Below are 25,462 nucleotides of genomic sequence, written 5' to 3'. Positions count from 1 at the left end.
ATGAAACAATTATTACATTTCACAGTATTTTCCTTGTTTGTCTTTTTCTCTTGTAATAGCCTTTTATCACAAGAAATTATTAAGAAAGGAATTCATGAATTACAAGCAGAAGAGTTTGGTGGTTCAGCCAAACATCAAAAAAGTTCAGGTAAAATTGTTTCAGAAATTATTCCATTGCAAAGCAAAATTGTTAAAGCATTGTCTAAAAAAGTTTTTGGTTTTTTACCTTATTGGGAGCAGAGTAGTGGCGCTCACAATAATATTCAGTATAATTTATTAACGCATTTGGCTTGTTTTGATTTTAGAGTACAATTAGATGCTGCTATTTCTACACCTCCAGGTTGGCCTTGGACTACAGAGATTAATGCAGCACATGCAGCAGGTACAAAGGTGATAATGACTGTTGTAAATTTTGGTGGAGCAGACGGTGCAGATGCAGTGGCTTGGGAGTTGTTTACAAATACAGCTAAGAAAAATATTTTTTTCGCCAATGTTAAAAATTTAATTGAAACGTATAATTTAGATGGAGTTAATATCGATTTTGAAGGAATATCAAGTGCGCATAGAGGTGCTGAGTTAAACACGTTTATGGCTGCTTTAACTGCTTATATTCATCAAGAATTACCAGGAAAAGAAGTTTCTTTTGATGGTCCGGCAGTAAATTGGGGAGGTTGGATTATGGATGATTTAGTAGATAGTGTAGATTATTTAATTATAATGGCATACGATTACACTTCTGGATCTTCTGCCAATGCAGGTCCAGTTGCGCCTTTAACACATCATACTTCTTGGAAAAGATTTGTTCAAAGAACTATAGAAACAGGAACTTATAAAGTGCCTGTTACAGACAATCCAGAAAAGTTGGTGATGGCAATTCCGTATTATGGTCAACATTGGAAAACTGCAACAAGTACTTCTGAATCAGCTACAGTTTCTCATGTAAAATCAACCAGATATAAAGATACTTCTGTAGATGCAAGTGCTTATGGAGGTTGGATTTGGAACAGTGATTTTGAGGTTCCTTGGTATACTTGGAATGATGGTGTAAATTGGAATCAAATATGGGCAGATAATGAATTAAGTATTTCAAAAAAATACGATTTGGCAATAGAAAATAATTTAGGAGGTGTTGGTATTTGGGCTTTAAATTATGATGGAACAAGACCAGAGCTTTGGGAGTTAATCAATACTAAGTTTGGCTCAACCGCTAATGTACATTCCTATTTGAATGACATCATATCTGTATACCCTAACCCTACTAATAATAGTATTCATATTTCAAATGAAAAAAATATAAAATTCGCTAAAATTGGAGTTTATAATATTTTAGGCGAATTAGTTAAAGAAGTCGATTTGCAAAAAACAGCTATTGATATCTCTAATTTTTCAAATGGAGTGTACTTCTTAAAAGTTGTTGATGAATCTGGAAAACAAGCAACATTAAAAATTTTAAAATCATCTTTATAATTTACAATCATGAAAAATTTAATAATACTAATATCTCTTGTTTTAGTTTCCTGCAGTGCTAAGCCAAATAAAGAAAAGGAAACAGAAATTGCGAATTTAACTGAGGTAAAAGAAGATGTTAAAATTATTGTTGCTGCTAACCAAACAGCAGAATACTTAGATTTATTAAAAGGTAAAAAAGTGGGTGTTGTTGCCAACCAAACAAGTGTTATTTTTAAAGGTGATACGCATGTACATTTGGTAGATTCTTTAGTTTCTTTAGATGTGGATGTCACAAAAGTTTTTGCTCCAGAACATGGTTTTAGAGGGAAGGCAGATGCAGGCGAACATGTAGAGGATGGTATTGATGCTACTACAGGTTTACCAATTATATCTTTATATGGCGCAAACAGAAAACCATCTCATGAGCATTTAAAGGGTTTAGATGTTATGCTGTTCGATATACAAGATGTTGGTGTGCGTTTCTACACGTATATTTCTACTTTGCATAATGTTATGGAGGTTTGTGCGGAGTTAAATATTCCGCTTATTGTGTTAGATCGTCCTAATCCTAACGGGCATTATATAGATGGACCGATGTTAAAAGAAGAAGCAAAAAGCTTTGTAGGCATGCATCCAGTTCCTACGGTTTACGGAATGACAATTGGCGAGTATGGGAAAATGATTAATGGTGAAAAATGGTTAGAAAACGGAATTCAATGTGATTTAACAGTAATTCCTTTAAAAAATTACACACATAATTCTGAGTACGATTTACCAATTTTACCATCACCAAACTTACCAAATGCACAATCTATTAATTTGTATCCTAGTTTATGTTTTTTTGAAGGAACAAATGTAAGTGCAGGTAGAGGTACAGAAATGCAATTTCAAATTTTTGGTTCGCCTTTTTTAGCAAAAGATTCTTTTGATTTCAGTTTTACACCAAAACCTAATTTTGGGGCAAAACATCCAAAGCACGAAGGTGAAGTTTGTTTTGGTAGAGATTTACGTACTTATAAAAAATTAAGCAGTTTAAATTTAGAATGGCTTATAGAATCTTATGCGCAAACAGCTGATAAAGAAAAGTTTTTTAATAAATTCTTTTTAAAGCTAGCAGGGACAAAAGAATTACAGCAGCAAATTGAAGCAGGTTTATCGTCTGAAGAAATACAATTAAGTTGGCAAAATGACTTGACTTTTTTTAAGGAAGTTCGTAAAATGTATGTGTTATATTAACAACTTGTTGTTAAATACAAAAAGATAGAAAGTAAAAATATTCAGTCGCAGTTTTTAGTAAATAATTTACTGAATACTGCGACTGAAAACTAAATATTAAATTAACCCTGCTCTTCTTAAAAGTGCATCTGGTTTTGGTTCTTTTCCTCTAAAACGTTTGTACAATTCCATAGGTTTTTCTGTTCCACCTTTAGAAAGTACGTTGTCTTTAAATTTTGTAGCTACTTCTTTATTAAAAATCCCTTCTTCTAAGAAATATTCAAAAGCATCAGCATCTAAAACTTCAGCCCATTTGTAAGAGTAATATCCAGCTGAATATCCTCCTTGAAAAATATGAGAAAAAGCAGTACTCATACAGTTTTCTGCCACATCAGGATATAATTTTGTGTTTTCAAAAGCTGCATTTTCAAACTCTTTAATAGATTTTATTTCTGATGGATCTTGTCCATGCCATTGCATGTCTAATAATCCGAAACTTAATTGTCTTAGTGTTTGCATTCCCTCATGAAAACTAGCAGATTCTTTAATTTTTTCTACATATTTCATCGGAATAACTTCTCCGGTTTCGTAATGCTTTGCAAACAATTCTAATGCTTCTTTTTCGAAACACCAGTTTTCTAAAACCTGACTAGGCAACTCCACAAAATCCCAAGAAACCGACGTTCCGGATAAGCTGTTATAAGTGGTGTTTGCTAACATTCCGTGTAACGCATGTCCGAATTCATGAAATAAGGTGGTAACCTCATTAAACGTTAATAAAGACGGTTTGGTTACGGTTGGTTTGGTAAAGTTACAAACAATAGAAACTTGTGGTCTTTCGTTAATTCCGTTTTTAATTTGTTGCGATTTGTAACTTGTCATCCACGCACCATTTCTTTTTCCTTTTCTAGGGTGAAAATCAGCATAAAAATGCGATACAAAATTTCCGTCTGCATCTGTTACATTATACGTTTTAACATCTTCATGGTATTTGTCGATGTTATTTATTTCTTCAAATTTTAAATCATACAATCTGCTGGCAATTTCAAAAACACCATCAATTACATTTTCTAATTTAAAATAAGGTTTTAAAGCTTCTTGATCTAAATCGAATAATTCTTTCTTCAGTTTTTCTGAATAGTAAGAACCATCCCATTTCTGAAGCTGGTCTATTCCGTCTAATTTTTTAGCGAAATTTTCTAAATTTTCAAACTCTTTTAAAGCAGCAGGTTTTGCTTTTTCTAAAAGGTTGTTAGAAAATTCGATTACTTTTTCTGGCGTTTCTGCCATTCTTTCTTCTAGAACAAAATGAGCGTGTGTTTTATAACCCAATAAATTAGCTCTTTTCTGACGAAGATTTACAATATCTAAAACAACTTGTTCGTTATTAAATTCATTGTCCTGAAAAGCTTTTTTACCAGCAGCAATGGCCATTTCTTTACGCAATTCTCTGTTGTCTACATACGTTAAAAAAGGAATGTAACTTGGGTAGTCTAAAGTGAAAACATACCCTTCTTTATCTCTAGATTTTGCTACTTCTTTAGCTGCTTCTTTTTCGCTTTCTGGCAAACCAGCTACATCTTTTTCATCCGTTAAATGCATTTCGAAAGCATGTGTTTCTGCCAAAACATTTTCTCCAAATTTTAAAGATAATTTAGAAAGTTGCGCATCAATTTCACGCAGTTTAATTTTATTGTCTTCTTTTAAATTAGCGCCATTTCTAGCAAAACTTTTATATTGCTTCTCTAAAAGCATGTTTTGTTCTGTGGTTAAATCTAAATTTTCTTTAGCATCAAAAACAGATTTTACTCTTTTAAATAATTCCTCATTTAAAGTAATGTCGTTACTAAACTCACTTAACCAAGGAGAAACTTCTTGTGCTATTTTCTGAATCTCATCATTGGTTTCTGCAGAATTCAGGTTGAAAAAAACACTGGTGATTTTATTCAGTTTTTCACCAGAAAAATCTAAAGCAACTGTTGTGTTTTTAAAAGTTGGAGTCTCAGAATTGTTTATAATTTCATCAATTTCTGCTTTTGCAATTTCAATCCCTTTTTTAATTGCAGGTTTGTAATCGTCATTAGAAATTTTCGAAAAAGGAGGCGTATTAAAATCTTTTAAAAGTGGATTCATAGGTTCTTTATATATAGTTCAAAGATAGAAATTCTATCAATTTTATAGTTAATATCAGTAGAAAAACTTCCATTTACCAAAGAAACTATTAACTTTATCGAGATTTTACAAATTAAGGTTTGCTTTAGAGTTACCTTTAGATGAATATTTAATATCCCTTAATTATGAAGAGTTTAAATAGAAACTTATTGCTTATATTTTTATTAATAGTTAATTTAGTATCTGCTCAAATACCTTGTTCTACTGGTTTTAATGCAAATGGTATAGATGACTTTATAACCATAGGAAATACAGATGCAATTAACTTACAGAACACAAGAAATAGAACCATAGAATTTTGGTTTAAACCTTCAGATATAACAACAAGACAAGTATTATATGAGGAAGGGGCCCAGGTTAATGCTATTTTATTTTTTATAGAAGGAGGTCAAATATATGCTGGGGGTTTTAGAGATAATGCTGGTACAAATGCAAATAGGCGTTTTTTTAGATCATCGGTAGGGGATATTGCGGTTGATGAATGGAATCATATCGCTTTAACTCTAGAGGATACTGCAAGCCCCGATTTAACTTTTAAATGGTTTTTAAATGGAGTTGAAAAAGATGTTCAGGATGGGGTTCAAATAAGTTCGCATTCTGGAAATATTTCTATAGGTAGAAATGGTGGGAATATGAGATTTCCTTCAAGTTTAATTACAAATTGGACCACAAGTTCTGTTGGGTCTTCGACTTCAGAAACTTATAACAGTGGTTTTACAGGTCAAATAGCTTCTAGTTATAATTATAATGGAAACATTTCTTTGCTAAGAATATGGAATGTAGCGAGAAGTGAAACTCAAATAAATGCTAATAAATCTACATATTTAACATCTGGAACCAGTTTAGTGGCATATCAAGATGGAGATAAAATTAAATATAAAGGAAATGGAAGTACCTCTATTGGGGCAACAGCAACAGCGAATGGAAGTGGAACTACTTACACTTGGGTTGGTGGTAATTCAACAGATTTTTCTAATGATGCTAATTGGTCTGGTACATCTCCAGTTGTTACAAAAACCCAAACCGTAGTTATTAATGATGGCACTAACAGTCCAAGTATAACATCTTCTATTGGTGTTGTTAATATTGGTAATTTAACAATAGAGAGTGGTGCGGAAATTACTGTTGAAAGTGGAGGAACTCTTAATGTATATTATTCGTTAATAAATAATGGTACTATAACTGTAGAAAATGGCGGTTCGTTAATATATCATGCTTGTAACTCTTCGATACAAGGATCTGGTACGTTTAAAATTAAAAGAGTTACGCCTACTTATTCTGACAATAAATTTTACTCATATTGGAGTTCCCCGGTTATTTCTTCAGACTCTAATATTGCAACCGTTTTTCCAGATGCTTCTCTTATTTATAAATTTGATGCGGCGTCTTCAAATTCAGATTGGGTTTCTGCAGGTACTTCAGATTTTAATACAGGTATTGGATACGCTGTTCGTAATGAAAGTGCGGGAGGACAATTAAGAACTTTCTCGGGTAAAATTAATGAAGGTGATATAGAAGTAGATATTTACAATACCTCAAATTTAGCGGGGTCAGATTTTGACGGAATTGTATGGTCTACAGAGGGAGATAATTTGATAGGTAATCCATATTCTTCTGCGATAGATTGGGATTTAGTAGTTTCAGATTTAGATAATAATGAAATAGATGGAACGATGTATCTATGGAGTCAGAACTCAGTTCACATAGGTGAAAACAGACAAGCAGATTACTTAGAGTATAATATGACAGGTGGTGCAAACAATACCACAACAAGTAATATAGGTTCTGGGCAAGGTTTTTTTATAAAAACAACAAGTGCAAACCCTAATTTAAAAATTACCTTTAAAACAACACATCAGGTTGCTGGTTTAAATACAAAATTTCTTAAAAGTAGTACTAATAATGATGGTAATGTAAAAAAGAAAGGTCGTTCTTGGTTTACTTTTAATCATAATGATATTACAAAAACAATATTAATAGGTTTCTTAGAAGGAGCAACAGAGAGTTTTGATCGGTTGTATGATGCTCCTTTTGATGTAGAGAAAAAATCTATGGGCTTTTACTCATTTGTAGAAGATGTACACAAAGCAACCATACAAGGTTTGCCTGTTTTAAAAGAGGATACTAAAATAATTAGAGTAGGGTTTGTGGCAGATAAAATAGGAGATTACTCTATAGGTATTCAAGAAGAGCAAATAGAAGAAGGCTATAATATTTATTTGGTAGATACAGAAAAAGGAATGACTGTAGATTTAAAGCAAGCAGAATATGATTTTATTATTGATGCTGTTGGTGAAAATAATACCAGATTTAAAGTAGTTTATTCTAAAGGCAAATTAAAAACATTAAGTAACGAATCTATTGAGATTGAGGCCAAAGAACTTTCTGTGTATCTCGATGCTGGAAAAGAATTAATAGTAATATACAATAATAGTAAAGATGATATAGACGAGGTTTCTTTGTTTAATGTTCAGGGAAGAAAAGTAGCTTCTTATAAAGGAAGTCAGCAAAAAAACACTTCTAATTTGTCACCTGGGTTTTATGTTGTAAAAGTAAAATTGGAAGATAGTAGCACCTTGAATAAAAAAATATTAATTGCAAATTAGTCTGTTTTAGAGGCATAAAAAAAACTCAGAATTTCTATAAATTCTGAGTTTTTTTTATTTTAAAAAGAATTATTTTCTAACTCTTGCAGAAGCTTGTTCAACTTTCAGTTTCAACTCTTCTTTGTAAGCAATAATTTTATTTAAAACAAGCTCGTCTGAAGCACCAATAATTTGTGCTGCTAAAATACCTGCATTTTTTGCACCATCTAAAGCAACGGTTGCAACTGGTACGCCACCTGGCATTTGTAAAATTGATAAAACAGAATCCCAACCATCAATAGAATTTCTGCTTTTTACAGGAACCCCAATTATTGGCAACGGACTCATAGAAGCTACCATTCCTGGTAAATGCGCTGCGCCACCTGCACCTGCAATAATTACTTTTATACCTCTTTTGTGTGCGTTTTTAGAATAGTCAACTAATTTTTCTGGAGTTCTGTGAGCAGACACAATATCTACTTCTATTTTAATATCAAAACTCTCTAAAATGTCTATTGCTTCTTGCATTATTGGAAGATCAGAATCGCTTCCCATTATTATTCCTACCATATTTTTCAATTATCAATTATCAGTTATCATTGATAACTAATAATTGTTTACTGTTAATTATTTTTACTAATCACTCTAAGAGTCTCCTTAACTTCTTGTGCTACTTTTCTAGCAACTTCAATATCTTTATTTACAATAGTAACATGTCCCATTTTTCTAAACGGACGTGTTTCTTTTTTTCCATAAATATGTGGCGTAACTCCGTCAATTTTTAGAATTTCTTCTATGTTTTCATAAATTACATCACCAGAAAAACCTTCTTCACCTACTAAATTCACCATAATTCCGGCAACTTTACTATCTGTATTTCCTAATGGAAGATTTAAGATTGAGCGTATGTGTTGTTCAAATTGATTGGTATAACTTGCTTCAATAGAATAATGCCCAGAATTATGAGGTCTTGGAGCTACTTCATTTACTAAGATCTTATCATCTACTGTCTGAAACATTTCTACAGCCAACAAACCAACAAAATCTAAATCGCTTACTACTTTTAAAGCTATTTCTCTCGCTTTTTCTGCTACTTGAGCATCTATTCTTGCAGGACAGATTACATACTCAACCTGGTTTGCTTCTGGATGAAATTCCATTTCTACAACCGGATAGGTTTTTACTGCTCCATCCGCATTTCTTGCCACAATTACTGCCAATTCATTTTTAAATGGAATCAGTTTTTCAGTAATACATTCAACATTTGGTAAAGACTCTAAATCCTCTATATTTCTAACAATTTTAACACCATTACCATCATAACCAAAACGAGCTGCTTTCCAAACAAAAGGAAAATTTATCGTATTATTTTCATAAGAATGTTTAATCTCTGTAGAATGTGCAAAATGAGAAAAATCTGCCGTAGGAATTTCATGGTCTACATAAAAATTCTTTTGCCTAGCTTTATTTTGAATAATGCGTAAATCTTTTGGTTTTGGAAAAATGGTTAAACCTTCATCTTCTAATTTGTCTAAAGCATCTAAGTTTACATTTTCAATTTCAATAGTTAAAACATCTACGGTTTTACCAAAGTTGTAAACGGCATCAAAATCTAATAAATCTCCAACCACAAACGTGTTGCAAATTTCTGCACAAGGTGCATTTTTATTCGTTTCTAAAATAGAAGTATGAATGTCTAATTTTTGAGTTTCTGCTAAAAGCATTCTACCTAATTGACCTCCACCAAGAACGCCTAATTTAAAATCTGAAGAATAATAGTTTTTCACGTTGAGAATTGTTGTGTTTAGGCAAAAATAAGCAACTCAATTTAACTAATCTACAATTTTAATTTCTTATTTGAACCCCGTCGCTCCCAATTAGGTTAACAGTGTACATTAACATGCCACAACCTTCTTCTCCAATTAGTTTACCACCTTGTAAATAATTATAATTTCTATCATGGCAAGTACAAGTTATAATTGGCGCATTTGTAATGATATCTAAGGGTGCATTGCAGTTTCTATCCGGACATTCTAAATCAAAAGCTATAAAATCTGAAGCATTATTTCTAATAATATGTATTTGTCTGCCACCAATTGAATATGTTTTACTAGTACCATTAATAGTTAATAATTGGTAGGATGGAAGCCTCGTATTTAAAACTTCAGAGACGTTTACATCTAAAAAACAATCATTAATTTGGGTGTTATCTGAGCATGACATAACAATCATAAAGCAGCAGAATAATACTATTTTTTTAATCATACAAAAGTTTCATTTTATTTAAAACGTTAGCAAGTTACAAATATTTTGTATCTTTGTTATTCAATCTCATTCCTGTTAGGGCAATGGGATTTTTTAATATAAACCCGTGTTGGGTTTTTTTAGTGTAAAAGCAACTTGTTTTTAATAAAATTAAGAAGTTATTAAATTGAGGTTAGAAATTAAAATAAAAAAAAATGAGCGAGATATCTTATTATTCAGCAGAAGGATTAAAGAAATTGAAAGATGAATTGGTGCAACTAGAGCAAGTGGAGCGCCCAAGAGTAACTACAGAAATTGCAGATGCACGAGATAAAGGAGATTTAAGTGAAAATGCAGAATATCATGCTGCAAAAGAAGAACAATCTCACCTAGAATTTAAAATTGCCAAGTTAAAGAACGTTATTTCTAGTGCAAGAATTATAGATGAATCTCAATTAGATACGTCTAAAGTACTAATTCATTCTATTGTAAAAATAAAAAATATAGCTAACAAAATGGAGTTTTCTTACACGTTGGTTGCAGATTCAGAAACCGATGTTAGAAACGGTAAATTATCTGTAAACTCACCAATAGGTAAAGGTTTGTTAGGTAAAGAAGTTGGTGATGTTGCAGAAATTAAAGTACCAAACGGAATTATGAAATTCGAAATTGTAAACATTTCTAGATAATTTTTTTAGAAGCTGTTTCCTGCTTGGAATTTATCTAGAGCGGAGTCGAAAGACTATCTTTTTTTTTGAGAAAAACAAAAAAAGGATGCTGTTTCAAATGCGAAGCATTCAACGACTCAAAGTAATATTAAAGCGGAGTTAATCAGGGCTAGACTTGTTTGCAGGTTTTTAAGACTTTCTAAAACAAATAAACTTTTTATACAAGTTTCCATCATAAATTCGGGTTTTAGCATTGCTAGAACCCGAATTCTTTTTTTACCTTTACTACTGTTTGTAAGATCGAGCATAGTTTAGATCTAGTTTATAAATCAAATCAATAAAAAAAATGAGCATTTTTACAAAAATAATAGAAGGAGAAATTCCTTGTTACAAAGTAGCGGAAGACGATAATTATATTGCTTTTTTAGATATCAATCCAAATGCAAAAGGACACACGTTAGTAGTGCCTAAAAAGGAAGAAAACAAACTATTCGATTTGTCTAAAGAAGAATATTTAAGTTTGATGGATTTCTCTTACCGAGTTGCAGAAGCTTTAGAAAAAGCAGTTTCTTGTAAAAGAGTTTGTATGAGTGTTATTGGTTTAGAAGTGCCTCATGTACACGTACATTTAGTGCCAACAAATGCAATGGCAGACATGCAATTTAATCAAAAAGTAAAATTAACAAATGAAGAGTTTGTTGCTTTGGCGGCAAGTATTTTATCTAAATTTGAATAAAAACTAATAACTCTAACTAAAAATGAAATACGCTGAATTTAATATAGAATCTAATAAAATTGAGTTTTTAAATTCTTTCTTTGGAGTTGAAAGTGTTTTGTTAAATGGAAAAATAATATCTAAGAAGTTCTCTTTTTCTGGAATTAAGCATAAAGTAAAACTAAAATATAGCGATTTAACATTAGAATCAAATTATAAACAATTCGATAAAAAAGAAATTATACTTGAATTGAAAAATAATGAAGAATTGTTAGATAAGCGAATTGTAAAAACAGACAAAAAACAACGTTTTTATTGGATGTTAATAGGAATGATTTTAGGTTTTGGTATTAATAAAATATTAGATTTCTTGCTTTAAAACTATACTGTATAAATTACAAATAATTAGTTGGCAAACAAGTTTAGCCCTGATTGAACGGTATGTTTGAGCTCTTTATTGCCATTTTTTTCGGCAATAAAAGCGAGTAGAGAAAGCGGGAAATAGCTTCTAATTAAAAAGCCTACTATTATATATAGTAGGCTTTTTAATGTTTAGAAATTAGTTTTTATTTCCTAAAAATAAATTATTCTACTGCTATTTTTTTAGTAACTCTTCCATTTTCTGTATCAATATTTACAATGTAAATAGCTTTAGAAATAGTATTAATTTTCAATCTATTTTGGATTGTATTGGTTTCAATTGTATTCCATTCAGCCACTTTTTGACCTAATAAATTAAATAAAGTTACCTTTTTTAATTCTAAATTACTGTTGTTATCAATTACCAATTCTTTAGCGTTATTATCTAAGTAAATAGAAACGTTGTTCTCTAAAATTGCATCTTCTATACCTAATACTTTGCTTTTAATAATTTCAGAAAAAGCAAGTACAAAACGGTCTGTGTAGGTTCCTTTTGCAAGTGTTAAAACAATACTTTCATTATTAAGTAAATAAGATGTTCTTGTTAATTTATCTGTTATGTAGATGTTTCTGTCAATTTCATTCCATTCATCTAAGCTAATTGTTACTTGTCCATCTTTAGAAATAATCAACTCTAAAGGAATTTCTAGTTCTTCAGAAATACTTTGTACACCAGTAATTACATATTTTTCATTAGTATTAGGAAACTTCCAATAGATATCCGTAGTTCCTACATCATAAATTTCAGTATCGTATCCTTTATCAAAGTTAAAAGAGTTATTGTCTTTAAATGAAATAGCTAATTGTCTATGTAAATTGACGTTATTATCATCGGTATAACTCATTCCTAATTTAATAATTGGCAATGTATTTGTAAAGCTTTTTTTAGCTTTTGATTTTCTGTTTTCACTTTTAAAGAAATGAGAATTTGTTCCTTCTTGTACATATTCTCTTTGGCTGTTGTTAAAAACAATAGGTCCAGAGAGTACATCGTCTCCTTCTATAAAAAATCCTTGTCCGATTGCTATAAAAGATTTTGGCTCTGTATAAGATCCATTACCCAAAGTAGGTGTGCCATTATTACTGTTATTATTGTCAACTACACTGTTTGCAGCAACGCCTCCAGATAAGTTTCTAACAGCATATCCACCAACATATCCGCCATAATTATGGCCTTCAGAACCATTTGTAGAACTTTTTTCTCCTACATGTTCCCAAAAATATAAACTACCGTTCGTAACGTCTAAATTATCTTGAATAAACTTTTTAGCACTCATTGCAGATGCATACGGGTTTCCTACTAAATAAGAGTTTCCTGCGTTAATAGTTGTTGTTAATTCTCCATCTTTAGGAGTCCCAACAAAAGTATAATTTTGTGCAGCACCAGGTCCTTTAAAAGTAAATCCATCGGTTTGTGAAATTGTACCACCTTTGTATTTATGAGACCAACCAGATCTTCCATTAGATCCTGTTGCATATGTGTATATCCAATGATCTGCTATAGAAATAGGAGATGTAGTATTACCATCATAACCACTCACAAAGTTAATGTCTGTAATTGCAGAAGTTGCAGAGGTTGGTATTGTACCGTCTTTTAAAACATCTTCTATGGTAAATGTTGTAGCATTAAGAGTACGTACAGGAGAACTCAAATAATTGTATCTGTACTTACTTGGTACTGTAGAGTTTTGGTCTACTAATAATTTACCATTTCCAGTAACTTTAGATGCTGTTTTATGTGTTTGAATTAACTGTGCCTTATTAGTGTTGTCTGAACTAATTAAGCGTATTTCATCGTTTGTATCTTTAATAATTATTTCATTTGTAACTACTAATAGATTATCTGTAATCGTAAAAATACTACTTTCTTTAACTTCTAATTTTCTAGCACTTAACTTACCTGTATGATTATAATCTTCAGAAACCTTTACATTTCTAGATCTATCTGGGTATCCGTTTGTCCAAACACTACTGCCTAATACGGTAGTTCTGTCTGTAAATTGGAATCTATGTAAACCTGGTTTTATATTGGTTTCATCATTAGCAGTAGCTATTTCAGATAATAAAGGATCGTGTGCATGACGTTCTATAGCATTATCATTTGCGTCATCTGAATAAGTAATAATGTCATCGTCTATAAAAGCAACCCATTCTGTTGCATCTGCAGTTTTATTTGGTGCAGAAACTTCATCAATACGTACATAGCTTGTATTGTCTTCTATAGCTGCTATCACATCAATTCTTGATGCCCAAGCATTCGTATTAGATATTCTTGTTAAGGCTAAAATATCATTTGCAGCATCAAAATTGGTTACATTTATATTTACTATTTCTGATGCTGTAGAAAGCTTATTAGAAACAGTTCCTGCAGATATTAGTATAGACTCACCTGGGTTAATAACACTAGTGTTAGAAGTAAAAGCAGTAGGAGTGTTACCTGTTTGATCTCCAGAAGTATTTTTAAAGAGCGCAATAATAGTTGCATTTGGTGCAATGATATTTACAGCATGACTATTGGTAATTTCTATCCAACGTTCTGTGGCTGTTTGATATACTTGTGTAATCATAGCAACTCCACAGACATTTGTGTTTTTATCTAATGCATACGTATTGTAGGTTGATGTATAGTTTATAGAGGTTGTAGTATTATCATTAGTTTCTAGGCTAGCCGCTAATCCATTATCTCCAACAGGGTTATTTGTAATGTTTACTACAGCATCTGCCGTATTTGTGGTGGTGGTATTAATTACGCTTGCACTTTCTAATACAGTAGGTACACTAGCTTCTATAGTATCTGGGCAACCATCTCCATCAGAATCTAAATCTAATTGATTTGGTATACCGTCGTTATCGGTATCGTTATTTCCTTCAGTGGTGTCTAAAACTCCATCATTATCATCATCAATATCATATATGTCTGCTATACCATCTCCATCATAATCTCTTAAGATGTTAAAAGAAACAGAAGGAGAATCACTGGTGATATTATTGTCTGTTTGATCTTGTGTGTTTCTAGCTGTATTTGTTTTGGCAACAGTTGAGTTAGTTCCTGTCATTGGATCTACTTTTGCTACAATTGTAATTGTTTCTACTTGGCCACTTGTAAGATTTCCTAATGTCCAATTAGGAGTTGTCCAAGAACCAATACTTGGGCTTGCACTAACAACTGTTAATCCATTAGGCATTACATCAGAAATATTAATATTTGTAACAGGATTAACACCTTTACTTTCTATTATAATTTTAAAAGTAATGCTTTCTCCTTCCATAACATCACTCTTGTCAGCAGTTTTGTTAACAATGATATCTGGGTTACAATAATAAGCCGAAATTGGTTGAGAATCATAGGTACAACCTCCTTTAGAAACACGTACGTAATAGTCTCCAGATGTTGTTGGGGTATATGTAGGTCCGTTTTCACCAGGGACTAAAACACCATTGTCATACCATTGGTAAGATTCAAAATTTTTAGTAACTACTTCAATGGCACCGCCTGGTAAACAACCTCCACCTGTTATAGCTAATTCTGTAACTGGTACAGTATCAAACCCAGAAAAATAACCAGCGATACCTCTAGCACCGTTAAACCCTAAAAACCCTACAGATATTGGACCTGAAGAATTTACAGATACATCTCCTGTAAGTCCTGTAATATAAAATGTTTTCCAGTCTGCTGTACCTGAAATGGCTTCTTCTGTAGGTAAAGCAACTACACCACTGTCATCAGTAACAACAATATTAGAATTAGCTGTTGTTGTTGATGCTATAATGTATAAACCTCCTGAAGCCGTAATTCCAGAAATATCTTCGATATTAGAAATATAATCCACTGCGTCAGGCAATAAACAATTTACAGGAGCTACAAAATTTAAACTTACCGTAATAATAGATGAACTACCTGAAATTACTTGGTAAGCATATACGTTTTTGGTTGAAGATACAAACATGTTTTTACCAGATGTAGTACCAGAATATTTAGAAGATGGTATTTCTGCATACTCCCCAACACCAATTGTAGCAAAAGGTGTACTCTCATTATTTACATAAATTTCTGTATTTGCTTGTGTTCCTATGATAATTACAAACTCATTAGTTGTACCACCGTTACCACGAACAAAAACATACTCTTTTCCTAATTTGTCTTCAGGTACAGGTTGGTCTGCTCCCGCATCTCTACTTCCACTACTTGGGTTTACCCCAAAATTTAACATTCCGTTACTAATGGCAATATCTTTGTCAGCATCAATAGAGGCACCAATCCATCCGTCTATATTGGCTGTGGTTGCGTCTTTTGCAGCTTCAAGCACATAAGATTGACCTTTGTTTAATGTAATATTAATAGTATTATCAGTAATTCCATCGACATTATTTGTAGCTCTAAATTTACATTCTGTATTATAACCACTTATTTTTATTTGGGTATTGTCTTCAGTAGCCATAATACCTAATGTAGCACTCATAGTTTTATGATTTGCTTCAATAGGAGCGCCTCCCCATTTAAATTTCTGACCTAAAGCAGCTCTACCTTTAGAGGTAATTGAAGCCGCTTGTGAAGCTGATCTACCTCTATAATTCACATAAAATTTTTCTCCATTTTCAGATTCAAAACGCAAACCACTGTTAGATAAAATGATTCCTGTATTGGCATTGGTTACTAGGGTTATATTGTTGTCTCCATTACCTGGGTTATAGGTTTTGGGAGTTGCTTTTGATAGTGATAAAGTAGTAATTTCTGTAGTATTTGTACCTCTATATACTTTTATATTGAAACTTGAAGTTTCTGGTGTAGATAAATAGATGGTTTGTTGCTGAATAGCTTGGTTGTTAGTGTCTTGCTTTAATGGTGGAAGGAAATGTAAATCACTTAATTGACTATAACCAACTTGTGTTATGGTTAATAAAACTATACAGATAAATATTTTATGTAAATTATGTTTCATTTTATAAGTCTTTTAAAATTTGTATAACACTGTGCAAATTGTTATAAATTAAACTATTGCGATACAAATTTATAGAAGACTCTTTAAAATTAGGATATTATTATTTGATTCGGTTTATAGGTTAGACGAATTGCAAGTTACTTTCTTTAAACGGTATTTCTGCTGATAAAAAAAGAGTAATAGTAGCTGCTTGTAGTGTTTTAAAGCTTTTTTTTCTCGTTTTATGAAAGATATTTGTGTTTTGGGTTGAAAAAAACTACACTTTATTCAATAAAATCTCAAAAGTAGTTCCTTTTCCAATTTCAGATTTTTGCACAAATATTTTCCCTTTATGATAATCGGAAACAATACGTTTGGATAGTGATAAACCTAATCCCCATCCACGTTTTTTTGTAGTAAAACCGGGTTTGAAAATCTGTCTAAATAGTTTTTTCGGCATTCCTTTTCCGGTGTCTGAAACCGTAATTTTTATTTTTTTAGATGTATTCTCTATGTTTAGATCTAGCTGACCTTTGCCTAACATGGCGTCAATAGCATTTTTGATGAGGTTTTCTATAACCCAACCAAACAACTCTGTGTTTAAATGGGTGTAAATCTCAGTGTCTGAAGTTGTAAAAGAGAAAGAAATTTGTTTAGAACTTCTAGATTCTAAATAATCGAAAGCTTGTTTTGTTATGGCAACTACATTTTCTTTTTCAAGCTCTGGTGTAGAACCAATTTTAGAAAAACGATTTGCAATGGTATTTAATCTGCTAACGTCTTTTTCTATTTCTTCTACATATTTATCATCTATTTTTTCCATTTTTAAAATGGCAATCCATCCTAAAAGAGAAGACAAAGGCGTACCAATTTGATGCGCTGTTTCTTTGGCCATACCTGTCCAAAGTTTATTGGTTTCTGCAACTTTATTAGAGCTGTAAAACATATAAATAACACTCAAAAATAGAAATAAAATTAAAATTAACGCAATAGGATAATACGTTAATCTGTTTAGTAAATCTGAATTCCGATAATAAATAAACTGTTTGTTTTTTCCTTTATAACTAACCTCAATAGGTAGGTTTTCGGCCTTCATTTCTATCAATTGCTTTTCTAGATATTTAGGATTTAACGCTTTTACAGAATCTAAGTTTTGGAAATATTCTATTTCTCCTTTGTCATTTACCAGAATCATGGGAATATTATTGTTATTCTCAATAATTTTTAAGGGTAAATCTACATTGGCATCTAAGTTGGTATCGCTAGCAATTTCTTTTTGTGCAGTTGCTAAAATTTCCATTTTAATACGCTCTTCTTGTTTAAATTTTTGAAAGAAAGTATAGGTGTTCCATAAAATTAAAGAAACTATAATAAACGAAACAAGAATGGTAATTCGTTTAAATAAAAGGGTATTAGAAAAAAAGTTCATCAAAACAAATATAAGGTTTCCTCTGTATAACTCATTTAAAGATTAGATAGTATCTTTACAAAGCAAATAATATTTGCCAGTTAGCATTTTTACTTTTTTCAAAATTTTATTCTGATAAAAGTATCAAACGAAGATATCGTATTTCGTTAAACTTTTTAGTTGTGCTCTAAATGGCATTTAGTAAAATTTATAAGTATGCTATCTATCAATCCAAAAGAGATTTCTACACAAAAATTACATGGTTATTTATTAGGTGCCATTGCACCAAGACCTATTGCTTTTGCAAGTACGGTTGATGCCGATGGAAATCCGAATTTATCTCCTTTTAGTTTTTTTAATATTTTTGGAGCAAATCCTCCCATATTAGTTTTTTCTCCTGCCAGAAGGGTAAAAGGTAATACTACAAAACACACGTTAGAAAATGTTTTGGCTACTAAAGAAGTGGTTATAAATGTGGTGAATTATGCCATGGTACAGCAAATGTCTTTAAGTAGTACAGAATATCCGCAAGGTGTAAATGAGTTTGAAAAAGCAGGGTTTACCATGTTGCCTTCAGATCTTATAAAACCATTTAGAGTTGCAGAATCTCCAGTACAATTAGAATGCAAAGTAAATGATGTTATTTTTACTGGTGATGAAGGTGGAGCTGGAAATTTAATAGTTTGTGAGGTGGTTAAAGTACATATTTCTGAAGACGTTTTAGCTGCTGATGGAAGCATAGATCAGCATAAAATAGACTTGGTGGCAAGAGCAGGAGGTAATTTTTACACAAGAGCAAAAGATGGTTTTTTTGAGATACCCAAACCAGTAAGTACTTTAGGTATTGGAGTTGATAAAATACCTTTAGAAATACGGAATAGTACGGTGTTAACGGGTAATAATTTAGGTATGTTAGGTAATGTAGAACAATTGCCAACAGAAGCAGATGTTAATAACTTTAAGAAAGATCATTTAGAGTTTATTGGACTAGAAACCACAAAAAAACATACATTTGCCCAAGAGTATTTAAAAAAGAATGATGTAGAAAGTGCTTGGAAAGTGCTTTTATTAAATTAGAAATTATGGAAGTTATTGGTAAAGTAAAATTAATTGGAGACGTTCAAACATTTGGATCAAACGGATTTCAAAAAAGAGAATTAGTGGTTACAACAGATGATCAATATCCGCAAATGATTAATATCGAGTTTCAACAAGATAAAACTGATTTATTAAACAATTATAAAGTTGGGCAAGATGTAAAAGTATCTATCAACTTAAGAGGTAGAGAGTGGATTAACCCACAAGGTGAAGCTAAATATTTTAACTCTATAGTTGGGTGGAGAATAGAGAATTTATCTCAAGCAGCTGCAGGTGGTGGTAATTTACCTCCAGTAGATCAATTTCAGCCAGCATCTAAAGTTACAGATGAGGAGCCAGACGATTTACCGTTTTAAATAGCATCAAGATTTTTAGTATTAAAAATCAAGACAAATAAAAAGAGAGATTTCATTACTGAAATCTCTCTTTTTATTTTATAAAGGTTTGTTTATTTTTTTGTTAGTCTTGTTTCTTGCGTCTAAAAAGCGAAGCAATCTAAACAACTAAAAAATAAAAACTTATTTCTTCTCACCTTTTTTAGGCATTGGTCCACGTAAATGAACAACCAATCCGTTTAAGAAATTACGTAATATTTGATCTTGACATTCAACATATTTTGGGTGTTCTTCACTTCTAAACAAGGCACCTAATTCTGCTTTACTTACTTTAAAATCTACCAAAGCACAAATTTCTACAATATCTGTATCTCGTAATTTATGAGCTACACGTAGTTTTTTTAAAATGTCATTATTTGTTAATCCCATAATACTAATATAATTATTTTAATCTGAATTTAATCTACAACCTGAAAAATTGCCCAAGCATATATTGCAAATCTAATAAAACGAAATAAACCAAAAAAGATAACTTTATTAAATGGATATTTTATCATTCCTGCAGCAATACAAGCAATAGAAAAGGGTAATGGAAATAAAGCACCTACAAGAATTAAAATACCACCCCATTTGCGAGTGTTTTTTAAATTCTTAGCCATTTTTACTTCTAAATATTCTTTAACAGATTTAATTCTTAATGCAGTTTTACCTATAAAGTAAGAAACTAAACCACCACAATATGATAAAGTAGCTAAAATTGCTAAGTTTAATATTGGATCAGGTGTTTTTTTAGACCACGCAATAAATATTTCTGGAGGCACTAAGCCTAACAAGGTTTCAGAAACAAAGAAGAATATTAAAACTGTAAGTCTAGAAACCGTTTCTGTAAAATGATGTAATCCATCATTGATGTTGTATACATATTCGTTAAAAAGAAATAAACATGCAACAACAATTACAATTGGCCAGAAAGCTTTCTTTAAACTCTCCCATATAAACATATAGAACCCTGTTCTATGGAAATAGGAGTGCATCAGTTTAGCTCTATGCGTTTTTGTTTTTTGTTTTGTTTTTTTTGCCATTTTTAGATTTCTCTTTTTCTTTAAACAGAGTACAAAAATAAGGACTTAATTTTTATAAAGTGAACAATAATTTATATTCCTACTCTTTTATGAATTCCTTAATTTAGCAACAAATAAGTTTTTATGATTTGGCTTACAGATAAAATTGAATTTCCACCTTATGAATATACCACAAATGATGGAATTATCGCTTTAGGTGGAGATTTATCTGATGAACGGTTAATTTGTGCCTACAAAAATGGAATTTTTCCTTGGTTTTCAGAAGGAGAACCTATTGTTTGGTATTGTCCGTTGGAAAGGATGGTGTTGTTTCCTGGTGAAATTAAAGTGTCTAAATCGATGCGAAAAATCATTAATAAAGGTGAGTTTACTATCACAGAAAATAAAGCGTTTAGAGAAGTAATCTACCACTGTAAAAATATAGAGAGGAGTGATGGTTTTGGTACTTGGATTACTGATGATATGGAGCAGGCTTACATTAATTTACATCATAAAGGCATTGCTAAATCTATAGAAGTTTGGCAAGACAATCAATTAGTGGGTGGTTTGTACGGTTTAGAGATTAACAATATTTTCTGTGGAGAAAGTATGTTTAGTAAAGTTTCTAATGTTTCTAAATTGGCATTTATTCATCTCGCTAAAAAGAAAGAATACACTTTAATAGATTGCCAAATGTATAATGATCATCTAGCGAGTTTGGGAGCAAGAGAAATTGAAAGAAATGCATTTTTAGAGATATTAAAGGCTTAAATTTTTTTACTATTTTTAGAAAGTGAAATAAAAGAATAATTATTGCTGATGTTTTAATAATCAAAATTTTTTTATGAAGAAAATACTTGTATTAATTGTACTATTATGTGCATTACAATCTTGGTCTCAAGAGAAATTTGGAAGACCTTTTTTTACAGGAGATGTTAATTTAACTTTTGGAATTAATGAAAATTATGAAATAGGTCCGGATGATGATAATGGTCCTTTAATTGTACCTTCTGCAGTATTTCTTAGAGTTGGTTTTGGTTACGAATTTAAGCGAAGATTAGCAATCGCTTTTAATACAGGTTTAGATTATCATTGGAACTATGCTGTAAGTGCTTTTCCTACGTATGGAAGTTTAAAGTATAATATTACTGAAAATGATGATGACACTTTTTTTGTTGAAGCGAGATATGGGAAAATGTGGACGCCTTCATCCAATTATCCTGATGGAAATTATTTTGGTTTAGGAATAGGAACTCAAGTTGCAGGAGAAGAAAGATGGAACACAGTTGTTCGATTAGACTTTCATAGAAAAGGAATAATCGGATTCGAAAATAACAGGTTAAATAGTGTTTCTTTAGGAATCGGATTTTCGTTTTTCTAAAAATCTGGTGCCACTGTAAAGCTCATTCTCTTGTGAGTTGTTGGGTGCGAAAATTCTATAAACTCTGCGTGTAAATGCAACCTGTTTTCTTTGTTTCCATACAAATCATCACCAACAATTGGGGTATTTAATCCGTTTATATGCGCAGCATGAACTCTTAATTGATGTGTTCGTCCTGTAATTGGGTAAAAATGGACTTTTGTCTTTCCATTTTCCCTTTTGATGATTTTCCAATCTGTTTCAGCATTTTTCCCATGAACAAAATCTACTAATTGCTTGGGTCTGTCATCTAAATCTACACGTAAAGGAAGTTTTATTTTCCCACTTTCTTCGGTTAAGTTTCCGTCTAATAAAGCAACGTAACGCTTTTTTACGGTTCTATTTATAAACTGACTTTGTAAAACTTTATTGGCTTCTTTTGTTTTGGTTAATAATAAAATTCCAGAAGTAGACATGTCTAAACGATGTACAATTAATGGTCCTGTTGCATCTGGATATTTTTCTTTAATTCGAGTATATACTGAATCAGAAATATCTTTTCCGGGTACAGATAAAAACTCGGTAGGTTTATTTACAACCAATAAAACATCATCTTCATAAATGATTTCTAATGTTTGTTTTTCTGCTAAATTTTCCAACAATAAATTTTCATCCATTTTAATACCTTCTAACATGTGTGCTAAAATAGGTTTACATCTGCCTTGGCAGGCAGGATAAAAGTTTTTGTGCTTTCTAATTGCTGAGTTTGGCGAAATTCCCCACCAAAATTCTGCCATACAAATAGGGGTATAGTCGTTTAAAAAAGCGTGTTGTAATAATTTAGGAGCAGAACATTCACCAGAACCAGCAGGTGGTTTTATTGCTGGATTGTTAAAAATATCTAATAAACTACGCAGCTCTTTTTCTTGATTTAAAAAAGCATATTTACTAAAAAGCGTTTGTTGTAAATAATTAGACTTTTCTCTTCTATCCTTTTTTAAGGCTGCAATTTTGTCTTCAAAAAGAGTTAATTCACTTCTTTTTTTTGCAATTTTATCTTCGTAGTATTCTACTAGTTCTTTGTAATAAAATTGGTCGTTAAAACTTTCTTGGACTAATTCTTTGTTGAGGTTGTTAAAATCAACTTCATTTAAAGTTGCTTGTCCGTTTGTTTTTCTAGATTTTCTATCCTTTTTCTGAAGTTTTAATTTTTTCCTTTCCTGTGTTAAGTCTTCTTCAATTTCTTTCGATAATTTAAAAAAGGTTTTCTTTAGTTTTAAATAATTTTTATCCTTTTTTAAAAGAGATAATTCCGCATTTATTTGGTCTATTTCTTTTTCACCTTTAATATAGAAACTTCCTTCTGTTCTCATGTTAAAAACAGGCGGAACAAATTTTATAGGCAAACTTTTATCTGCTAATTTTCCTGAAAAGGCAGCCAAATAACCAATTTCATTTTGTTGGTTTTTAACCACCAACACCCCAAACATTTTACCAATTGGCAATTCGTTTTCCTCTTCTGTAAGTCCAAAATTATGTTCAAAATCTGTCTGATTTTCTAAATACTCTTGTAATTCACTGGTAGCAATAGTTGCTAACTGATGAGGTTGGTAATAAAACGGAAACGTAAACTTTTCTGGAAGTTCAATGTCAGAAATATTTGCTTTAAATTTTTGGAAATAAGTCAAATTAAAAAAATATCAAGTTAAAGGCTAAAAGTTGCACGTTGCAATCGGTCGTTAATAGATTTTCCTAAACCCAATTCAGGGAATCTTTCTGCAATAATTACATCTAATTTTAGATGATCTAATTCGTGTAAAGAATCATATAATTTAGAAGCAGCTTCATGCAAAGATCCTTTTTCTGATAAAATAATTTCTGTTAGTAAAGCATCGTTTAATGAATTTTTAAAAGGTAACACTCCAATTTTTTTACCTACATGCTTTTTAACTTCATTCGCAATATCATCGACCAAAAAAGTACGAGTAGCAGGTGCATAATGTCTTGCCAACATTCCTGGAGCATCCGGACTTATTTCTTCTTTATTTTTAATGATAATTTCACCAACAACTGCTTCAATATCTTCTAAAGCCAAAGCACCTAATCTATAAATAATAGGTTCATCGTCTATAAAACCAATAATGGTAGATTCAATTCCGTTTGTACAAGCTCCGCCATCTAGCACCATTTTTATATCGTCTTTAAAATAACGTTCTACATGTGCTGGTTTTGTAGGGCTTATGCTTCCAAAAGGATTCGCACTTGGTGCTGCTAAAGGAAACGGCAGTTGTCTTAATAATTCTAAAGTTATCGGATGATTAGGTACACGAACGGCAACTGTATCTTTACCTGCAGTAATAATATCAGGAATATTTTTGTCTTTTTTTAAGACCAAAGTCATAGATCCTGGCCAAAAAGCAGCTGCTAATAACTTTGCTTTTTCAGGAATGTGCGTTACAATTCCCTCTAAAGCATCAACAGAAGGAATGTGTACAATTAATGGATTGAAAAACGGACGCTTTTTTGTTGAAAAAATGCTTTTTATTGCCTTTTCGCTAAAAATATTTCCTGCTAAACCATAAACTGTTTCCGTAGGTATGGCTACCAGCTCTTCGTTGGTTAATAATTGTATCGCTTTTTGTATGTCTTTAGAAATGATGCTCATTGATTATTCTTATAGACGGCAAATTTAATTATAAAATAGCACAAATAGGTTTAGTTAGTTTGATAAGAAATAAAGTTCTAATTTTTTTTGATAATTAATGCTGTTTTTGTTTTGTTATGAACGTAGGTTCATTAACTTTGTGTAAAATTTAAGAGATGCCTAGACCTCATAAGAAAAGAAAAGTAAATCATCCACCAAAAATGCTGGGTTTTAAACCGTTTGGAATTCGGTTTTGTGATACGGAGCATGTCGATATGCAGTATGAAGAATATGAGGCGGTAAAATTGGTTATTTATGATAATCTTTCTCAAGATGCTGCGGCGGAAAAAATGGAGGTTTCTAGACCTACGCTTACTAGAATTTATAATAGTGCCTTAAAAAAAATTGCACAAGGTTTTGTGGAGGGGAAATCGATTGTTATTAAAGGAGGGAACTTCGAATTTGAAAAAGATTGGTACAAATGCAAAACGTGTTTTAAATTAATTGACGGTGTTACAAATCCTACAACATGTGGTGATTGCCCTACCAATGATAAAGATGAGTTAGTGAATCTAAATGAATAGAATATGCCGAATTTTGATAATAAAGGACCTGAAGGTTTAGGACCAAAAACAGGAATGAAATTAGGGGAATGTAGAAAAAACAAATCTGATGTTAATCAATCTATAGAAAATAGGCCCTTTAGAAAAGGAAGACGTAAAAAAGACAATAGGAGAACAATAGTAAAAATAAATGATTCGTTATGAAAAAAATAGCAATACCAATAACAAAAGACAACAAGGTTGCAGACCATTTTGGAAGATGTAAGTATTATGAAATCTATACTTTTTCTAATACAAATGAAATTTTAGACTTAAAATTGTTAGAGTCGGATGGTAAGTGTGGTTGTAAATCTAATATTGTTAGTGTTTTAGTAAAGGAGTGTGTAACATTTATGTTGGCAGGTAATATTGGTGATAGTGCAATGAGTAAATTAGTGGTTGCTGGTATTGGTGTAGTACGCGGTTGTTCTGGTAAATCTGCAGACGTAATTTTAGAATTTGTTGAAGGAAAAATTACTGATACTGATGTTAGTTGTGCAAGTCATGATCACAAACATAAAAAAGGACATGCACACGCATGTCATCATTAGTAATTATTACATTATT

At 31.5% G+C, this 25,462-nt stretch carries 23 protein-coding genes; 13 read left to right on the top strand and 10 right to left on the bottom strand.

Annotated features, from left to right (window positions below; genetic code table 11):
• Complete coding sequence (locus WHD08_RS10400; protein WP_208890892.1) at nt 1-1,467, top strand: glycosyl hydrolase family 18 protein; 1,467 nt, start codon at nt 1-3, stop codon at nt 1,465-1,467.
• A 9-nt stretch (nt 1,468-1,476) separates the two neighbouring features.
• Entirely contained in the window at nt 1,477-2,685 is a 1,209-nt protein-coding gene (locus WHD08_RS10395; protein WP_208890893.1) for an exo-beta-N-acetylmuramidase NamZ family protein, read from the top strand.
• Nucleotides 2,686-2,781: 96 nt separating this feature from the next.
• On the opposite strand, the gene WHD08_RS10390 is transcribed toward WHD08_RS10395, so the two are convergent.
• A complete protein-coding gene (locus tag WHD08_RS10390) occupies nt 2,782-4,797 on the bottom strand; it encodes a M3 family metallopeptidase (protein WP_208890894.1) in 2,016 nt (671 codons plus the stop codon).
• 164 nt (nt 4,798-4,961) lie between these two features.
• On the opposite strand from WHD08_RS10390, the gene WHD08_RS10385 reads away from it, so the two are divergent.
• Nucleotides 4,962-7,442: a LamG-like jellyroll fold domain-containing protein gene (locus WHD08_RS10385; RefSeq protein WP_208890895.1), complete on the top strand. Its 2,481-nt coding sequence runs from the start codon at nt 4,962-4,964 to the stop codon at nt 7,440-7,442.
• Nucleotides 7,443-7,511: 69 nt separating this feature from the next.
• Here the strand turns inward: WHD08_RS10385 and purE are convergent, their stop codons facing one another.
• Genes purE through WHD08_RS10370 form a run of 3 tightly spaced genes read right to left on the bottom strand, consistent with a single transcriptional unit; the run spans nt 7,512 to nt 9,686 of the window.
• Entirely contained in the window at nt 7,512-7,991 is a 480-nt protein-coding gene (purE, locus tag WHD08_RS10380; RefSeq protein ID WP_165733879.1) for a 5-(carboxyamino)imidazole ribonucleotide mutase, read from the bottom strand.
• 53 nt (nt 7,992-8,044) lie between these two features.
• Nucleotides 8,045-9,208, bottom strand: a complete 1,164-nt coding sequence (locus tag WHD08_RS10375) for a 5-(carboxyamino)imidazole ribonucleotide synthase (protein WP_208890896.1) — start codon at nt 9,206-9,208, stop codon at nt 8,045-8,047.
• Between the two features lie 58 nt (nt 9,209-9,266).
• On the bottom strand, nt 9,267-9,686 hold the full coding sequence (locus WHD08_RS10370) for a Rieske 2Fe-2S domain-containing protein (RefSeq protein WP_165733877.1): 420 nt from the start codon (nt 9,684-9,686) through the stop codon (nt 9,267-9,269).
• 194 nt (nt 9,687-9,880) lie between these two features.
• On the opposite strand from WHD08_RS10370, the gene greA reads away from it, so the two are divergent.
• The 3 genes from greA (at nt 9,881) to WHD08_RS10355 (ending at nt 11,427) form a co-directional block, all read left to right on the top strand.
• Complete coding sequence (gene greA / locus WHD08_RS10365; protein ID WP_165733876.1) at nt 9,881-10,354, top strand: transcription elongation factor GreA; 474 nt, start codon at nt 9,881-9,883, stop codon at nt 10,352-10,354.
• 325 nt (nt 10,355-10,679) lie between these two features.
• Nucleotides 10,680-11,069, top strand: coding sequence for an HIT family protein (locus WHD08_RS10360; RefSeq protein ID WP_208890897.1), 390 nt, complete (start codon nt 10,680-10,682; stop codon nt 11,067-11,069).
• A gap of 22 nt (nt 11,070-11,091) precedes the next feature.
• Entirely contained in the window at nt 11,092-11,427 is a 336-nt protein-coding gene (locus WHD08_RS10355; RefSeq protein WP_208890898.1) for a hypothetical protein, read from the top strand.
• 205 nt (nt 11,428-11,632) lie between these two features.
• On the opposite strand, the gene WHD08_RS10350 is transcribed toward WHD08_RS10355, so the two are convergent.
• On the bottom strand, nt 11,633-16,408 hold the full coding sequence (locus tag WHD08_RS10350) for a T9SS type A sorting domain-containing protein (protein WP_208890899.1): 4,776 nt from the start codon (nt 16,406-16,408) through the stop codon (nt 11,633-11,635).
• A gap of 256 nt (nt 16,409-16,664) precedes the next feature.
• Nucleotides 16,665-17,816 (bottom strand): sensor histidine kinase, encoded by a 1,152-nt coding sequence (locus WHD08_RS10345; RefSeq protein WP_165733872.1) that lies wholly within the window; start codon nt 17,814-17,816, stop codon nt 16,665-16,667.
• Nucleotides 17,817-18,011: 195 nt separating this feature from the next.
• On the opposite strand from WHD08_RS10345, the gene WHD08_RS10340 reads away from it, so the two are divergent.
• Both WHD08_RS10340 and WHD08_RS10335 read left to right on the top strand, forming a co-directional pair.
• Nucleotides 18,012-18,872, top strand: a complete 861-nt coding sequence (locus WHD08_RS10340) for a flavin reductase family protein (protein ID WP_208890900.1) — start codon at nt 18,012-18,014, stop codon at nt 18,870-18,872.
• Between the two features lie 5 nt (nt 18,873-18,877).
• Nucleotides 18,878-19,249 (top strand): DUF3127 domain-containing protein, encoded by a 372-nt coding sequence (locus WHD08_RS10335; protein ID WP_165733870.1) that lies wholly within the window; start codon nt 18,878-18,880, stop codon nt 19,247-19,249.
• Between the two features lie 162 nt (nt 19,250-19,411).
• On the opposite strand, the gene WHD08_RS10330 is transcribed toward WHD08_RS10335, so the two are convergent.
• Together WHD08_RS10330 and WHD08_RS10325 are read right to left on the bottom strand one after the other, a co-directional pair.
• Nucleotides 19,412-19,657: a DUF1456 family protein gene (locus tag WHD08_RS10330; protein WP_068449322.1), complete on the bottom strand. Its 246-nt coding sequence runs from the start codon at nt 19,655-19,657 to the stop codon at nt 19,412-19,414.
• 29 nt (nt 19,658-19,686) lie between these two features.
• Entirely contained in the window at nt 19,687-20,310 is a 624-nt protein-coding gene (locus WHD08_RS10325) for a YqaA family protein (protein ID WP_165733869.1), read from the bottom strand.
• 123 nt (nt 20,311-20,433) lie between these two features.
• On the opposite strand from WHD08_RS10325, the gene aat reads away from it, so the two are divergent.
• The gene (aat, locus tag WHD08_RS10320; RefSeq protein ID WP_208890901.1) at nt 20,434-21,060 is read left to right on the top strand and encodes a leucyl/phenylalanyl-tRNA--protein transferase; all 627 of its coding nucleotides are present in this window, start codon (nt 20,434-20,436) and stop codon (nt 21,058-21,060) included.
• Between the two features lie 73 nt (nt 21,061-21,133).
• The gene (locus WHD08_RS10315) at nt 21,134-21,670 is read left to right on the top strand and encodes a hypothetical protein (RefSeq protein WP_165733867.1); all 537 of its coding nucleotides are present in this window, start codon (nt 21,134-21,136) and stop codon (nt 21,668-21,670) included.
• Here the strand turns inward: WHD08_RS10315 and WHD08_RS10310 are convergent.
• Together WHD08_RS10310 and WHD08_RS10305 are read right to left on the bottom strand one after the other, a co-directional pair.
• Nucleotides 21,667-23,337: an RluA family pseudouridine synthase gene (locus tag WHD08_RS10310; RefSeq protein WP_208890902.1), complete on the bottom strand. Its 1,671-nt coding sequence runs from the start codon at nt 23,335-23,337 to the stop codon at nt 21,667-21,669. The genes WHD08_RS10315 and WHD08_RS10310 overlap by 4 nt on opposite strands.
• 17 nt (nt 23,338-23,354) lie before the next feature.
• A complete protein-coding gene (locus tag WHD08_RS10305; protein ID WP_208890903.1) occupies nt 23,355-24,314 on the bottom strand; it encodes an L-threonylcarbamoyladenylate synthase in 960 nt (319 codons plus the stop codon).
• A gap of 155 nt (nt 24,315-24,469) precedes the next feature.
• Between WHD08_RS10305 and WHD08_RS10300 the strand changes: the two genes are divergently transcribed.
• Genes WHD08_RS10300 through WHD08_RS10290 form a run of 3 tightly spaced genes read left to right on the top strand, consistent with a single transcriptional unit; the run spans nt 24,470 to nt 25,446 of the window.
• Nucleotides 24,470-24,877, top strand: a complete 408-nt coding sequence (locus tag WHD08_RS10300; RefSeq protein ID WP_208890904.1) for a DUF134 domain-containing protein — start codon at nt 24,470-24,472, stop codon at nt 24,875-24,877.
• A gap of 3 nt (nt 24,878-24,880) precedes the next feature.
• A complete protein-coding gene (locus WHD08_RS10295; protein WP_208890905.1) occupies nt 24,881-25,060 on the top strand; it encodes a DUF5320 domain-containing protein in 180 nt (59 codons plus the stop codon).
• Nucleotides 25,057-25,446, top strand: coding sequence for a NifB/NifX family molybdenum-iron cluster-binding protein (locus WHD08_RS10290; RefSeq protein ID WP_208890906.1), 390 nt, complete (start codon nt 25,057-25,059; stop codon nt 25,444-25,446). Before WHD08_RS10295 ends, WHD08_RS10290 begins: the two co-directional genes overlap by 4 nt.
• Nucleotides 25,447-25,462 lie beyond the last annotated feature (16 nt).

This window comes from Polaribacter sejongensis (genome assembly GCF_038024065.1).
In the GTDB taxonomy this organism is placed as follows: domain Bacteria; phylum Bacteroidota; class Bacteroidia; order Flavobacteriales; family Flavobacteriaceae; genus Polaribacter; species Polaribacter sejongensis.
Note: the sequence above shows the minus strand (reverse complement) of the source record. Positions and strands in the feature narration are given on the sequence as shown.

Bases quoted from the DNA above. Each gene is read 5' to 3' on its own strand.
- WHD08_RS10370 (WP_165733877.1), bottom strand. From the start codon at position 9,686: ATGATTAAAAAAATAGTATTATTCTGCTGCTTTATGATTGTTATGTCA.
- WHD08_RS10395 (WP_208890893.1), top strand. From the start codon at position 1,477: ATGAAAAATTTAATAATACTAATATCTCTTGTTTTAGTTTCCTGCAGT.
- WHD08_RS10390 (WP_208890894.1), bottom strand. From the start codon at position 4,797: ATGAATCCACTTTTAAAAGATTTTAATACGCCTCCTTTTTCGAAAATT.
- greA (WP_165733876.1), top strand. From the start codon at position 9,881: ATGAGCGAGATATCTTATTATTCAGCAGAAGGATTAAAGAAATTGAAA.
- WHD08_RS10330 (WP_068449322.1), bottom strand. From the start codon at position 19,657: ATGGGATTAACAAATAATGACATTTTAAAAAAACTACGTGTAGCTCAT.
- WHD08_RS10345 (WP_165733872.1), bottom strand. From the start codon at position 17,816: ATGAACTTTTTTTCTAATACCCTTTTATTTAAACGAATTACCATTCTT.
- WHD08_RS10350 (WP_208890899.1), bottom strand. From the start codon at position 16,408: ATGAAACATAATTTACATAAAATATTTATCTGTATAGTTTTATTAACC.
- purE (WP_165733879.1), bottom strand. From the start codon at position 7,991: ATGGTAGGAATAATAATGGGAAGCGATTCTGATCTTCCAATAATGCAA.
- WHD08_RS10355 (WP_208890898.1), top strand. From the start codon at position 11,092: ATGAAATACGCTGAATTTAATATAGAATCTAATAAAATTGAGTTTTTA.
- WHD08_RS10335 (WP_165733870.1), top strand. From the start codon at position 18,878: ATGGAAGTTATTGGTAAAGTAAAATTAATTGGAGACGTTCAAACATTT.
- WHD08_RS10295 (WP_208890905.1), top strand. From the start codon at position 24,881: ATGCCGAATTTTGATAATAAAGGACCTGAAGGTTTAGGACCAAAAACA.
- WHD08_RS10400 (WP_208890892.1), top strand. From the start codon at position 1: ATGAAACAATTATTACATTTCACAGTATTTTCCTTGTTTGTCTTTTTC.
- WHD08_RS10360 (WP_208890897.1), top strand. From the start codon at position 10,680: ATGAGCATTTTTACAAAAATAATAGAAGGAGAAATTCCTTGTTACAAA.
- WHD08_RS10340 (WP_208890900.1), top strand. From the start codon at position 18,012: ATGCTATCTATCAATCCAAAAGAGATTTCTACACAAAAATTACATGGT.
- WHD08_RS10305 (WP_208890903.1), bottom strand. From the start codon at position 24,314: ATGAGCATCATTTCTAAAGACATACAAAAAGCGATACAATTATTAACC.
- WHD08_RS10325 (WP_165733869.1), bottom strand. From the start codon at position 20,310: ATGGCAAAAAAAACAAAACAAAAAACAAAAACGCATAGAGCTAAACTG.
- WHD08_RS10300 (WP_208890904.1), top strand. From the start codon at position 24,470: ATGCCTAGACCTCATAAGAAAAGAAAAGTAAATCATCCACCAAAAATG.
- WHD08_RS10290 (WP_208890906.1), top strand. From the start codon at position 25,057: ATGAAAAAAATAGCAATACCAATAACAAAAGACAACAAGGTTGCAGAC.
- aat (WP_208890901.1), top strand. From the start codon at position 20,434: ATGATTTGGCTTACAGATAAAATTGAATTTCCACCTTATGAATATACC.
- WHD08_RS10385 (WP_208890895.1), top strand. From the start codon at position 4,962: ATGAAGAGTTTAAATAGAAACTTATTGCTTATATTTTTATTAATAGTT.
- WHD08_RS10315 (WP_165733867.1), top strand. From the start codon at position 21,134: ATGAAGAAAATACTTGTATTAATTGTACTATTATGTGCATTACAATCT.